Below are 12,020 nucleotides of genomic sequence, written 5' to 3' on the forward strand. Positions count from 1 at the left end.
GCCCCTCCGCCGTATCGCACGATCAGGACTTCAACAGGTCGCGATGGATGATTTCCTTCATGATCTCGTTGGTGCCCCCGTAGATCCGCTGGATGCGAGCGTCGATGAACGCCTTCGCGACGGGATACTCCATCATGTAGCCGTAGCCTCCGTGGAACTGGACGCCGGCGTCGATCACCCGCCCCTGGAGTTCGGTGGCCCACAACTTGGCCTTCGACGCGTCCACTGCGGTGAGTGTGCCCTTGTTGTACTCCCGCACACACCGGTCGATGTAGGTGCGGGAAACTTCCACCGCGGTCTGCAGTTCGGCGAGCGTGAATCCGAGACCCTGGAACTCTCCGATGCGCTTCCCGAATGCGGTGCGTTCCTTGACGTAGTCGAGGGTCCAGTCCATGACCGCTTCGGCCGACATCTGCGCAGCGATGCCGATACCGAGCCGCTCCAGGGGCAGGCTCTGCATCAGATAGCCGAAGCCCATTCCGAGTTCACCGAGCAGATTCTCCTCGGGGACCCGGACGTTCTCGAAGAAGAGTTCGGCGGTGTCCTGGGCATGGAGACCGACCTTGTCGAGTTTGCGGCCACGGGAGAATCCCGGCATTCCATCTTCGACGACGAACAGGGAGAAGCCGCGGGAGCCGGCGTCGGGGTCCGTCCTGGCGAAGACGATGACGAGGTCCGCGAGGATGCCGCTGGTGATGAAGGTCTTGGATCCGTTGAGCACCCAGTGATTTCCGTCGCGCACAGCAGAGGTCGTGATACCCCGCAGGTCGCTGCCGGCGGCGGGCTCGCTCATCGCGATCGCCCCGATCGTCTCACCCGTGACGAACCCCGGAAGCCAACGTCGCTTCTGGTCGTCGTCGGCATGCCGGAGCAGGTAGTTGAGGACGATGTCGTCGTTCGTGGAGAACCCCGACTGGAGCGCGGATGCGCCGACACGAGCGATCTCGGCCTGGATTGCGACTCGGAAGCGGTAGTCGGATTCGCCGGGCCCCCCGAACTCTTCCGGGACGCTCAGTCCGAGCAGGCCCAATTTTCCGGCTGCGAGCCAGGTTTCGCGGTCGATCAGCCGATCGACGTCCCACTTCTCGAGGTTCGGAACGACGTGCTTCTCGACGAAGCCGCGGACCGATGTGCGGAAGAGTTCGTGGTCGGGTTCGAAGAGATCGCTCTCCATGTAAGCCTCCTTGGGCGGGCGCCGGTGGGCGCCCGCCTGACGGTGTCGAGGGGTCAGTTCTCGGCGAGGAGCGACTGGATCGAGCGACGGAACACCTGGTTGGCGACCTCGTTCTGACCCAGGAGCATGTTTCCGGCGTTCGCGCTGGCCATCGCCTGCTGGGAGTTGCGCAGAATGGGGAAGTCCTCGTTGTGCAGGACCGCCACCAGGATCTCCACGTTCTTGTCCCAGATGCGGTTGTAGCGCTCCTCGGTCAGACCGCTCTCTTCGAGCACGGGCGCGACGAGGCGGATCTCCATGTGGCAGCGCTGCGGGTCGTTCCTGTCGGGTCGGAACGTGAGCAACTGGAAGTGATCGGGCTGCTTGAGCAAGGTGCTGTTGGGGCCGACGAGGTGGCTCTCGGTCACGTGTTCGGCGAGGCTGCGGTCGCCCGGATCCTCTTCGATCCAGCGGTCGATGGTCTTGCGGAGGTTGAGGAATCGGCAGTGATTGCCGAAGTCCTCGAACGCCATGACGTTGGTGTGGATGTGCTTGGCCGCGGTGTTCGGGTGCGCGTACTGGATGTGGTAGCCGTCGAGGAAGGCATCCTGCATGAGCTTCCAGTTGATGGGCTCGTCGAACCGCTTGATCCGCGTGGTGACCATCTTCTCGAGGCCGTAGGACCCCATGATCTCGTCCATCTCGGGACCGAGCCAGTCGGCTACGTCGATCGTGGCGTCGGCATTGTCGACGATCCACACGAATCCGTGGCGCTCTTCGGTCGGGAGCTGGACGAGGTTGCGTTCGGCGCAGTCGGCGTCGCCGAAGGTGTTCTCACGAGTAATGGTGCGCAGGGTGCCGTCGGTGTCGTAGGACCAGCGGTGGTACGGGCAGGAAAAGAGACGGCTGCGGCCCTTCTCTTCCTTCTCGACCATGGCACCGCGGTGACGACAGTGGTTGACCAGGGTCTTGACGCTTCCGTCGCGCTGGCGAACGACGATGACGTTGTTGCGCGGCAGTTGGAGGGTGACGAAGTCGCCTGCGCGGGGAATCTCGGAGCCGTGGATCGCGATGGACGGCACACGGCCGAAGATGCGGTCGCGTTCGATCTTGGCGAGTTCGGGATCGGTGAACTCGGCCGGTTCGAACCACGTGACGTGTTCGTACTCGTCGGTGGTGTCGTTGCGCAGATGGTCGAGGGCGCGGCGAATGCGTTCCTCGCGGGGAATTCCGACCTCTGTCATGGCTGCCTCCGGGTTGGCTCGGATCGATTGCATTAAATCTAACTGAAGTAGATTTAAGTGTAAACCCCGGATGTCGATTCCGAGGGTGCATCGACGATTGCGGCGCGATACCGATGGGCATTAGATTTACGGGAAGCCGTCGGCAGACTAGGAGCAGAAGAATGATCTCGTATCAGTGGTGTTCCACATTGGAATCCGGCGATCGGGACGAGGTGCTCGCACTCGTCGAAGCCGCCGCGGAGTACGACGAGGAGGCTGGGTTCTCGAAGATTCGTACGGGTGATGTCGACGCGGTCGATCGCGACGGCGTGCGGGTTCTCCATCTGCCGATCAAGGCGCGGCGCGACCTGAGCGGGCGGGACGATGCGCCACTCGTGGTCGTTGCGTATCTGCACCTCGAGGTGGATCGCGAGGGTTTGGGGACGGTCCAGTTCGTCGTGCATCCGAAGTATCGCTCCCGCGGGATCGCGACGGTGCTCGTCGAGGAGATGGGACTGGAGACGACTGCGGAAGGCGGTTGGGGAGGCACCGGGGCGACCGCGCTGCGGTGCTGGGCATTCAGCACCCACCCGGCCTCCGAGCGGCTCACGCGCCGGTTCGGGATTCCTGCCGTGAGCCGGCAGTGGACCCTCTTCCGCCACCTGTCGGGCCCGTTCTCGAGCCCGCTGGACGGGGCCGAGCCGCCCGTGGGAACGGAGATCGCCGATGCGCGCCCCCTCGACGATCCTGCGGTGTCGAAGACTGTCGAGCAGGTGCTGGGATCGGCCTCGCTCGTGCCGGCTCAGCGGGAACGTTTCGTGGACGAGGTCCGGTTGGGCAGTGGTGAGGTGCTGGTGGCGACCGACGCCTCGGGCTCACCGGTGGGATTCGTGTGGTACGACCCGGCCCTGGTCGTGCACCTCGAATTGAAGGCGGCATGGATTCGCGCACTCGTACTCTCCGCGTCGGCCCGGGAGGCGGGGTTGGGGACCGCGCTGCTGACGGGCGCGTTGGCGACGCTTCGGCAGGCGAAGGCGCAGATCGCGCTCCTTCGCATCGACCCGAGTGACGCCGGGGCCGTCCGGATGTGCCGCGTGATGGGATTCGAGCAGGAAGAGGAGCATTCGTGCTATCAGGTCGGTGAGTGGTCGGACGTACCGAGCTTCTGAGGCGCTACGCGATACGAAAAACGAATCCCGTCAGGTGTTGACCTAATGGCTGTAGGTGGCTACGGTCTGTGGTGTGGTTCACACGAGCGCGTGGACGCCCGTCCGGTACACGCGCGGTAGGTGATCGGAAACCATCTCCCGATAGGGGCATTCACATGGCGAGACTCGAAGGTGAGGTCGCTTTCATCACCAGTTCCGCAGCCGGGCTCTCCAGTATCGGCCTGAACACCTTCCCGGTCGACGCCGGCTACAACATCCGCTGAACGAAGGAGCTCCGAACATGACGACCACCGAGACCACGGCTGATTCGCGTCCGACCATCGCCGACCGCGACCAGATCTTCATCGGGGGCCACTGGGTGGACTCGACCGGTGACGACTGGATCGAGGTCGTCGACTCGTTCAGCGAGGAGACCGCTGCGCGCGTACGCGCAGCAACTGCCGAAGACGTCGCGAGAGCTGTTGCCGCAGCCCGCAAATCGTTCGACGAAGGTCAGTGGGCATCGCGCACGATGGCCGAGCGCGCCGACGTGCTCGACACGATTGCGGACCGCCTCGAACAGAGGGTGGACGAACTGACCGCCCTCGGCGTGATCGAGGTCGGGGTGCCCGTGAGCGTCAGCCGCCCCACCCAGCAGATGGTCGGTGGTCTGTTCCGCGCAGTCGCGGCTGTCGCACGGAACTTCGAGACCAGCGAGGAACGGCCCCGCGCGGACGGAGGGGTGTCCCGGATCCTCCGGGAACCCACCGGCGTCGTCGCCGCCATCATCCCGTGGAACGGGCCTCTCGGCACGGTGGCGTTCAAGGTCGCGCCGGCTCTCGCCGCCGGTTGCTCCGTCGTGCTCAAGACGGCTCCCGAAGCGCCGATCTCACCGTCGATCTTCGCCGACGTCGTCGCCGAGCTGGTCGAGGAAGGACGTATCCCCGAAGGCGTCGTGAGCGTGCTGTGCGCCGATCGGGAGGTGTCGGAAACGCTGGTGACCAACCCCGAGGTGGACCACGTGACCTTCACCGGCAGTACCGCCGCCGGTCGCCGCATCATGGCGTTGGCGAGTGAGCGCATCGCGCGGGTCTCGCTCGAGCTCGGTGGCAAGTCCGCGGCGATCATCCTCGACGACGCCGACATCAACCACGTGGTGCAGAGCCTCCCGATGGGTGGCTGCATGCAGTCCGGCCAGGCATGCATCGCGCTGACCCGCGTCCTCGTCTCCCGCAAGCGCCACGACGAGGTGGTCGAGGTACTGAAGGCCGCGTACGGTTCGCTTCCCGTCGGAAACCCCTGGGAGCCGACCAACTTCCTCGGTCCGCTCACCTCGAAGCGCCAGCAGGACCGGGTGCTCGGCTACATCGACATCGCGAAGGAGGACGGTGCGAAGGTCGTCGTCGGCGGTGGTCGTCCGGAGGGTCTGGAGAAGGGCTTCTTCGTCGCTCCCACTCTGATCGACGACGTGGCACCCGATTCGCGTATCGCGCAGGAAGAGGTCTTCGGCCCGGTCATCTCGGTGATCACCTACGAAGACGAAGAGGACGCGATCGCGATCGCCAACAACTCGATCTACGGACTTTCCGGGGCGGTGTACACGGAAAACATCGACCACGGCTTCGAGATCGCTCGCCGGATCCGTACCGGGACCATCAGCGTCAACAGCGCCACGATGGACTTCACCCTGCCGTTCGGCGGGTACAAGCAGTCCGGTCTGGGGCGTGAAGGCGGCATCGAGGGACTCGAGGAGTTCTTCGAGGTGAAGACCGTCCACATGCCGGTTCCGTGACGTCGAGTCACCGGTAGCGCAAAACAGCGACGCCCCCGCCATCGGCGGGGGCGTCACCGGTCGTATCGACCGGAAGGGCTATCGAACGGACGCAGTCGCCCGGGCGGGCTCGACGACCTCGACGGACGTGTTGCGCACCACTCCGTGGAGGAAACTCCGGATCATCTCCTCGAACAACTGGCGCGAGGTCTTCTCGTTCACTGCAAGCGCATGCGCGAGCAGCGGCTGAGACTCGGGATCGACGTTCGGGAAGATCGTGTTCTTCGTGCTCGGTTTGCGCATCGCCTCGGTGAGCACAGCGCCCAGGGTCAGCCGTTCCATGCCGTCGAGGATCTGCACGTGGAGGTGCGCGGGTACACCCGAGTCGTCGAGGAACCGCGCAGTGTCCTCGTATGTTCCGATGAGCAGGTCGCGCGGTAGGTACTGAAGCAGGATCGGCGCGGCGTTGCGGTGCTTGAGAATCGATCGTCGCAGGTTCAGGCTCAACGCCACGAAGTACTCGGGCCAGTCGGGTCCCGGTTTACGGCGCGGCAGATTGCCGGCACCCGCGATCTGCCGCGCCACCGCTTCGAGAATTTCCGACTTGTCGGCGAAGTGGTGGTAGAGCGACGGTGCCCGGACACCGAGATGCTTCGCGAGCCGGGGCAGGCTGAATGCATCGAGTCCCTCGGAGTCGATGATCTCGATGGACGCCGCCACTGCGGACGCGCGACTGATGAGAGGCTTCGACGGTCGGGCCATCATTCGCTTTCGGTAGGTACGGCTGCCGGACGCATCTGTCCGATCGGTCGAACTGAATGGTATCTGTTCCGGTCTCGAGGACGGTCACACGGTTAGGACAACCTCATTCAAGAACTCGAGCAGGCCTCGGCTCAGCACGTCGTTGTCGTCGCCCCCCACCATGTGCCCGGCGCCGCTCACATCGACGAGACGCGCGCCGGGGACGAGTTCGAGCAGGTCGCGAGCGCCTTCGTCGCTGACCACATCCGATTGGGAGCCGCGGATGAGTAGGGTCGGAACGCCGACCGCGCGTGCGGCTTCCCGTGCACGTGCTTCGCGCTCGCCGGCACTCTCCGGGAGGTTGGTGCGGTGCGAGAGGAGCCGAGGGTCCCAATGCCAGTACCAACGACCGTCTCGTTCCCTCAGGTTCTTGCGCAGACCCTCGATCCGCGGGGGCCGAGTTCGGTGCGGGTTGTAGGCGATGACGGCGTCGAGCGCGTCGTGCAGAGTGTCGAATCCCGACAGTCCGGCTTCCATGAACGCCGTAATCTTGGCCAGACCTTCGGGTTCGGACTTGGGAGTGATATCGACGAGCACGAGAGCCCGTGCAAGTCCCGGATCGTCTCCCTGTGCGACGAGCGAGGCCATTCCGCCCATCGACGCTCCCACGAGAATCGGTGATTCGCCCAGATCGTCGACGACCGCGCGAATGTCCCGCGCGTTCGCCTCGTAGCTGTAGTCCCCGTCATCCGGCCACTCACTGTCGCCGTGGCCGCGGGCGTCGATCGTGTACGCGCGCCAGCCTTGTTCCGCGAGCCTGGCCCCGGTGCGCTGCCAGGAGTGTCTCGTCTGCCCGCCACCGTGCAGCAGTAGAACGGTGCCCTTGCGGTCGTGCGCGGGTTCCCACAGATCTGCTGCGAGCAGCACGCCGTCGCCGCGTAATTCGGTTCGCCGGCCGGAAATGGTCATGGTTCGTCGTCCTCGGTTGTCGGGGCGTGTCCGGGGCGGAGATCAGTGCCCGGAGGTGCCGCCGTCGACCGCCAGTGTCGATCCGGTGATGTAACTCGACCCTCGGCCGGCGAGGAAGACGACGGCAGCATCGATTTCGCGCTGGGTGGCGGTGCGTCCGAGCGAACTGCCACGCAGGAACTCCGCGAGCGTATCCGACGACATCTCGGAAATCATGTCGGTCTCGACGAAGCCCGGCGCGATCGCGTTGACGCGGATTCCTTTTCGCTGCGCCCACTGGTGCGACAGATCTCGGGTCAGTCCGATGAGTCCGGCCTTGCTGGCCGCGTAGGCGGCCTGCGGCATAACGGATTTGACCAGCCCGAGCATGCTGGCGACGTTGACGATGCTCGATCCGGGTTTCATGACGCGACCGCATGCTTGTGCCACCCAGTATGCGCCGAGCAGGTTCACGTCGAGAACGTTGCGGAAATCTTCGGGACGCTCTCGCGTCGCCGGAGCCGCATGTGTCATCCCGGCGTTGTTGACGAGAATGTCCACTCGCCCGAACTCGGCCACCGTCGCTTCGACGAGAGCGTTGCACTGCTCGGGGTCCGTCACGTCGGTGGGGGCGACGAGGCAGCGGCGACCGAGGGCTTCGACGGTGGGGGCGACGGCTTCGAGGTTCTCGCGGCGGCGGGCGGCGATCACGACGTCCGCGCCGGCTTCCGCGAGCGCCCTGGCGAATCCTGCGCCCAGGCCGCTACCGGCACCGGTGACGAGTGCGACAGACCCGTCGAGTCGGAACAGGTCGAGGATCGAACCGTCGGGCCCTGCTGTATCTATCGAGGTCATCGAGTTCTCCTGTGCCTTTCGGGGGTGGATTCGCGGGTACGCCTTGCGCGCCCTAAAACTAATTACATAAGATTAGATCGTAGTTGAAGTCCAGGGAAGCGAGAACACCGATGACCGCTGACACCGATGTGGAGCAGAGCAAGATGCTGGTGATCGGCAAAGACGTGCTCGCCGACGGGGTCGTCGCGGTGCGCCTCGCCGATCCGGACGGAGGCAGGATCCCCGCCTGGGAGGCCGGATCGCACATCGACATCATCATCGACGAGTCGACCGTGCGGCAGTACTCGCTGTGCGGTGACCCGGCCGACGACACCTGTCTGACCATCGCTGTCCTCCGAGAGGAGGACGGCCGCGGCGGTTCACGGTGGGTACACGACACTCTGCAGGTCGGCGACCTCGTGAGTATCGCGGGACCTCGGAACAACTTCACGTTCGAGGCCGCAGACTCCTGTCTTTTCGTCGCGGGCGGGATCGGAATCACGCCGCTGCTGCCGATGATGCGTGCCGCGCACGACGCAGGCGCGCAATGGCGTCTGCTCTACGGCGGCCGCTCCCGAGCGAGCATGGCGTTCGCCGCCGAACTCGCCGATCGGTACGAGGACAGGATCGACCTTCGCCCCCAGGACGAGTACGGTCTGCTCGATCTTGCTTCCGCTCTCGACTCGATGCCCGACGGAACCCACGTGTACTGCTGCGGCCCCGAGCCGCTGCTGCAGGCGATCGAAGCCCTGTGCCGCGAACGCGAAGGGCTGGTCCTGCACGTCGAAAGATTCGCAGCGAAGGCAATTCCCGTCGATGCCGTCGACGACACCTTCGAGGTCGAACTACGCAGGTCCGGTTCGACGATCACGGTCGGGGCCGACGAGACTCTGCTGGATGCGGTCCTGCGGTCCGGTGTGGACGCACCGTTCTCCTGCCGTGAGGGAACGTGCGGCACGTGTGAGGTCGCAGTCGTGGAGGGGGTTCCCGATCACCGCGACTCGGTCCTCACGGAGGACGAGCAAGCCGTGAACGACTGCATGATGATCTGCGTGTCTCGCAGCTGCACGAGCAGACTCACACTGGATCTGTAGCGAACGATGGTCACCGAGCACACCGCGACGGCGAGCCCCACGCGGCAGCGATCCGCATCGCCCGCGGTGCTGATCCCCTCGATGTGTCTCGTCGTGATGATCACGGCGATCATGCAGACCGCAGTGGTGCCGTTGATGCCGGCCCTCGTGGAACAGCTCGATGCCGGCGTGGGGCCTGCCGGGTGGATCATCACTGCGAATCTTCTTGCCGCCACGGTGTCCACGCCCTTGCTGGGCAGACTCGCAGACCGTCGTGGACCACGAACGGTGCTCCTGGGGGTGCTGGCAGTGGTCTTCGTCGGTTCGTTGTTGTGCGTCGCGTGGGACTCGTTGCCGGTTCTCATCGCCGGTCGTGCGCTGCAAGGGGTCTCGTTCGCGTTGTTTCCGATCGGTGTGGCCGTGTTGCGCAGTGCTCTCGGATCACATCGCCTTCCGACGGCTCTGGGTGTCATGTCCGGGATGATGAGCGTCGGTGGTGGCCTCGGGATGATCGCTGCGGGCCTGCTGTACACGGACGGTGACGACTATCGCGAGATCTTCTGGCTGCTCCTGGTTCTCGTCGTCCTGGCGACGGTCGTCGCGTGGTTCGTCGTTCCCCGATCTCCGGGTTCGGGATCGGGAGGAGGAACCGATTTCGGGGGAGCGGTGGGGTTGACTCTCGGTCTTTCCTGCCTTCTTCTGGCACTTGCGCAGGGTGGGGCATGGGGTTGGTTGTCCCTGCCGACGGTCGGTTGCGCGCTCTTCGGTGTGATCGTGCTGTTGCTCTGGTACCGACACGAGCAACGATCCGAGGCTCCTCTGGTAGCACCGGCGCTGCTGACCGGCCGATCCGTCGCCCCGGCACATCTCGCTGCTTTTCTGGTCGGCATCGCGATGTTCGTGCAGTTCCTGGCCATTGCGATGTTCGTTCAAGCCGATCCGCAGGTGGTGGGATACGGGTTCGGCGCATCCGTTCTCGAAACGAGTCTGTTCTATCTGGTGCCGGGGCAGGTCGTCGGCGTGACGGCCGCCGTGATGAGCGGATTCCTGGTGCGGAGGTTCCGCGCCGACCAGGTCCTGGCGGTGGCGTGTGGCATCGGCGTGTGCGGATTCGGGTTCGTCATGTTCTTCCACGATCACACGTGGCAGATGATCATCGCGGTGGCGGTGTTGAACACCTTCGTCAGCGCGGCCTACGGGGCGTTGCCCGCGATGCTCGTCGACCATGTGCCGATGCAGTACACCGGTGTTGCGAACGGTATCAACGCGATTGCCAGAACTTTTGGGAGCTCGCTGGCCAGCGCTCTGGTGGGTTCGCTGCTCGCCACGGTAACCGTTGCGGGTAGCGATCTGGCATCCGCGCAGGCCTATGTCGCGGCATTCGCCGTCGGCGGTGCGACCACGCTGGCGGCCGGACTCGTGGCCCTCAGTGCCAGATTTTGGCAAACTACAAATTTTGATTGACGTCTCATCGACTTCCTTATAGCCTGAGCCACACGCGATACGAGGACCTTCCGATTCTCTCGCGCCGAAAACTCTTTGGGAAAAACGGATTCGAGATCTCTCTCGATCAAGGAAGGCAAGGACCAAAATGGCTTCCACTGTCGGCTCGGCCCTGCACTGGTGGGCGAAGACCAAGGGTGAGCAGACCGCGATCGTCGTCGCGGGTGAAGCGCTCACCTATCGCGAGCTTCAGGACTGGTCCGGTCGCATCGCGCGCACGATCGTCGAGCGAGGCATCGCAAAGGGTGAGCGAGTCGGTGTGCTCGGCCCGAACTCGCTGACATGGCCGGTGGTCGCCCTCGCGGTGTTCAAGGCCGGTGCGGTGCTCGTCCCCCTCAACCCGCGCTACAAGCCGGCAGAACTTCGCAAGGTGGCCGACGACGCAGGTCTGTCGATGGTCGTGGCGCCCGACGAATTCACTTCCCTCGTCGAGGACGCCCGGGCGCTCGGGGGGACCTTCGAGGTGCTCGCGTTTTCCGACATCGCTCCGCTCCGCGAAGGTGGACGGGACGACTTCAGGATCGACCTCGAACCCGATGAGCCCACCGCCCTGCTGTTCACCAGTGGGTCGACCGGCATGTCGAAGGGCGTCGTCTGCACGAACCGGACATTGCTGAACATCGTCTTCGAAGCCACCCTCACCGAGGAAGGCTTCCGCCCCGGATCGACCTCGTTGCTGGTGCTGCCGCTGGTCTTCACACCGGGACTCGTGTGGGGCCTGGTCATGACCACCGTTCTCGGCGGCACCCTGATAGTCGAGAAGGAACTCGAGCCGAACCGCGCTGCACGGCTTCTCGGCGAGCACAAGGTGCAGGCGATCTTCGGTGTGCCGCTCATCTTCGATGCGATCTCCAGGTCTCCGGAATTCGAGAAGGCGGATCTGTCGTCGCTTCGTACCGCCATCGTCGGCGGGGCTGCCGTCGCCCCGGCACTGCTGAAGCGCTGGGCGGACAAGGGGGTGGCGCTGCGTCAGATCTACGGCATGACCGAAGCCGGCGGTGTCGCCACGGCCACGCTCGTCGCCGAGGCGTTCGATCACCCGGATTCCTGCGGTTCGGGCTCGATCTTCACCGAAATCAAGGTCGTTCGCGACGACGGGACCGAAGCCGATCCGGGTGAGGAAGGCGAGATCCTGCTCCGCGGCCCGGGCGTGACCCCCGGCTACTGGAACGACCCGGAATCGACCTCCCTGGCTTTGCGGGACGGTTGGCTGCACAGCGGTGACCTCGGTACCCGCGACGAAGAAGGGCGCGTCAAGTTCGTCGACCGACTCAAGGACCTGATCATCACCGGTGGCATCAATATCTCGCCGGTGGAGATCGAGCGTGTGATCGGCGAGATCCCCGGTGTCCAGGAGGTCGCGGTGATCGCGGCATCCGACGACCGGTTCGGCGAAACCCCCGCAGCGATCGTGACCGTCGAAAACGGTGTCGACGAGGCAACCATCATCGAACACTGCGATCGCCTCATGACCGACTACAAGGTCCCGCGCTATGTCGTGATCCGCGACGAGCCCCTGCCTCGGCTCCCCAGTGGCAAGCTGTCGAAGACGGCGATCCGATCCGAATACAAGGACGTCGCCGACCGATACGACAAGGTTCGCTGAGCATTCGATTCGGAGGACCG

10 protein-coding genes are annotated in these 12,020 nt (G+C 64.7%); 5 read left to right on the plus strand and 5 right to left on the minus strand.

The window, feature by feature from the left end; translation table 11 throughout:
* Window positions 1-22: 22 nt before the first annotated feature.
* Together ACNJ7K_RS09490 and ACNJ7K_RS09495 are read right to left on the minus strand one after the other, a co-directional pair.
* The gene (locus ACNJ7K_RS09490; RefSeq protein ID WP_159417377.1) at window positions 23-1,174 is read right to left on the minus strand and encodes an acyl-CoA dehydrogenase family protein; all 1,152 of its coding nucleotides are present in this window, start codon (window positions 1,172-1,174) and stop codon (window positions 23-25) included.
* A gap of 53 nt (window positions 1,175-1,227) precedes the next feature.
* Window positions 1,228-2,397 carry an aromatic ring-hydroxylating oxygenase subunit alpha gene (locus tag ACNJ7K_RS09495; protein ID WP_487041542.1) on the minus strand — a complete coding sequence of 390 codons (1,170 nt, stop codon included), beginning with the start codon at window positions 2,395-2,397 and terminating at the stop codon, window positions 1,228-1,230.
* A 161-nt stretch (window positions 2,398-2,558) separates the two neighbouring features.
* Here ACNJ7K_RS09495 and ACNJ7K_RS09500 point away from each other — a divergent pair, with 161 nt between their 5' ends.
* Both ACNJ7K_RS09500 and ACNJ7K_RS09505 read left to right on the plus strand, forming a co-directional pair.
* Window positions 2,559-3,545, plus strand: coding sequence for a GNAT family N-acetyltransferase (locus ACNJ7K_RS09500; protein WP_487041543.1), 987 nt, complete (start codon window positions 2,559-2,561; stop codon window positions 3,543-3,545).
* Window positions 3,546-3,825: 280 nt separating this feature from the next.
* The gene (locus ACNJ7K_RS09505) at window positions 3,826-5,316 is read left to right on the plus strand and encodes an aldehyde dehydrogenase (protein WP_268654717.1); all 1,491 of its coding nucleotides are present in this window, start codon (window positions 3,826-3,828) and stop codon (window positions 5,314-5,316) included.
* 78 nt (window positions 5,317-5,394) lie between these two features.
* On the opposite strand, the gene ACNJ7K_RS09510 is transcribed toward ACNJ7K_RS09505, so the two are convergent.
* The 3 genes from ACNJ7K_RS09510 to ACNJ7K_RS09520 form a co-directional block, all read right to left on the minus strand.
* A complete protein-coding gene (locus tag ACNJ7K_RS09510) occupies window positions 5,395-6,057 on the minus strand; it encodes a TetR family transcriptional regulator (protein ID WP_230790665.1) in 663 nt (220 codons plus the stop codon).
* 84 nt (window positions 6,058-6,141) lie between these two features.
* Window positions 6,142-7,005 carry an alpha/beta fold hydrolase gene (locus tag ACNJ7K_RS09515; protein ID WP_487041544.1) on the minus strand — a complete coding sequence of 288 codons (864 nt, stop codon included), beginning with the start codon at window positions 7,003-7,005 and terminating at the stop codon, window positions 6,142-6,144.
* Between the two features lie 42 nt (window positions 7,006-7,047).
* Window positions 7,048-7,839: an SDR family NAD(P)-dependent oxidoreductase gene (locus tag ACNJ7K_RS09520; RefSeq protein ID WP_487041545.1), complete on the minus strand. Its 792-nt coding sequence runs from the start codon at window positions 7,837-7,839 to the stop codon at window positions 7,048-7,050.
* Window positions 7,840-7,949: 110 nt separating this feature from the next.
* Here ACNJ7K_RS09520 and ACNJ7K_RS09525 point away from each other — a divergent pair, with 110 nt between their 5' ends.
* The 3 genes from ACNJ7K_RS09525 (at window position 7,950) to ACNJ7K_RS09535 (ending at window position 12,000) form a co-directional block, all read left to right on the plus strand.
* Complete coding sequence (locus tag ACNJ7K_RS09525) at window positions 7,950-8,912, plus strand: PDR/VanB family oxidoreductase (RefSeq protein ID WP_487041546.1); 963 nt, start codon at window positions 7,950-7,952, stop codon at window positions 8,910-8,912.
* A 6-nt stretch (window positions 8,913-8,918) separates the two neighbouring features.
* Window positions 8,919-10,355: an MFS transporter gene (locus ACNJ7K_RS09530; protein WP_487041547.1), complete on the plus strand. Its 1,437-nt coding sequence runs from the start codon at window positions 8,919-8,921 to the stop codon at window positions 10,353-10,355.
* Window positions 10,356-10,482: 127 nt separating this feature from the next.
* The gene (locus ACNJ7K_RS09535) at window positions 10,483-12,000 is read left to right on the plus strand and encodes a class I adenylate-forming enzyme family protein (protein WP_016694566.1); all 1,518 of its coding nucleotides are present in this window, start codon (window positions 10,483-10,485) and stop codon (window positions 11,998-12,000) included.
* Window positions 12,001-12,020 lie beyond the last annotated feature (20 nt).

Source organism: Rhodococcus shunpengi, from assembly GCF_048381395.1.
Lineage (GTDB): Bacteria > Actinomycetota > Actinomycetes > Mycobacteriales > Mycobacteriaceae > Rhodococcus.

What these genes read in the sequence shown, in the direction of transcription:
- ACNJ7K_RS09515 (WP_487041544.1), bottom strand. Translation starts at nt 7,005, where the DNA reads ATGACCATTTCCGGCCGGCGAACCGAATTACGCGGCGACGGCGTGCTG.
- ACNJ7K_RS09500 (WP_487041543.1), top strand. Translation starts at nt 2,559, where the DNA reads ATGATCTCGTATCAGTGGTGTTCCACATTGGAATCCGGCGATCGGGAC.
- ACNJ7K_RS09490 (WP_159417377.1), bottom strand. Translation starts at nt 1,174, where the DNA reads ATGGAGAGCGATCTCTTCGAACCCGACCACGAACTCTTCCGCACATCG.
- ACNJ7K_RS09520 (WP_487041545.1), bottom strand. Translation starts at nt 7,839, where the DNA reads ATGACCTCGATAGATACAGCAGGGCCCGACGGTTCGATCCTCGACCTG.
- ACNJ7K_RS09510 (WP_230790665.1), bottom strand. Translation starts at nt 6,057, where the DNA reads ATGGCCCGACCGTCGAAGCCTCTCATCAGTCGCGCGTCCGCAGTGGCG.
- ACNJ7K_RS09495 (WP_487041542.1), bottom strand. Translation starts at nt 2,397, where the DNA reads ATGACAGAGGTCGGAATTCCCCGCGAGGAACGCATTCGCCGCGCCCTC.
- ACNJ7K_RS09505 (WP_268654717.1), top strand. Translation starts at nt 3,826, where the DNA reads ATGACGACCACCGAGACCACGGCTGATTCGCGTCCGACCATCGCCGAC.
- ACNJ7K_RS09525 (WP_487041546.1), top strand. Translation starts at nt 7,950, where the DNA reads ATGACCGCTGACACCGATGTGGAGCAGAGCAAGATGCTGGTGATCGGC.
- ACNJ7K_RS09535 (WP_016694566.1), top strand. Translation starts at nt 10,483, where the DNA reads ATGGCTTCCACTGTCGGCTCGGCCCTGCACTGGTGGGCGAAGACCAAG.
- ACNJ7K_RS09530 (WP_487041547.1), top strand. Translation starts at nt 8,919, where the DNA reads ATGGTCACCGAGCACACCGCGACGGCGAGCCCCACGCGGCAGCGATCC.